The sequence below is a fragment of the Bacillus sp. SIMBA_005 genome (assembly GCF_046535585.1).
In the GTDB taxonomy this organism is placed as follows: Bacteria; Bacillota; Bacilli; order Bacillales; family Bacillaceae; genus Bacillus; species Bacillus pumilus.
Genome location: NZ_JAWRWI010001149.1, coordinates 1 through 237, shown reverse-complemented (window position 1 = coordinate 237; position 237 = coordinate 1). Strand labels below are relative to the sequence as shown.

1 protein-coding gene is annotated in these 237 nt (G+C 37.6%); it reads left to right on the top strand.

Going from position 1 to position 237, the window contains the following annotated elements; translation table 11 throughout:
• On the top strand, positions 1 to 237 hold a 237-nt coding region (locus SB660_RS23715), incomplete at both ends, for an aminoglycoside 6-adenylyltransferase (protein ID WP_410585049.1).

Below are 237 nucleotides of genomic sequence, written 5' to 3'. Positions count from 1 at the left end.
ATGAGAGAATCCGATTGGTCACTTTGGAAGGGTCACGTACAAACAGAAATATCCCTCCTGACAACTTCCAAGATTATGACATCTCGTATTTTGTAACTGATGTAGATTCTTTTAAAGAAAATGATCAGTGGCTCGAAATCTTTGGGAAGCGCATTATGATGCAAAAACCAGAAGATATGGAGCTTTTTCCTCCCGAATTAGGTAATTGGTTTTCATACATCATTCTTTTTGAGGATG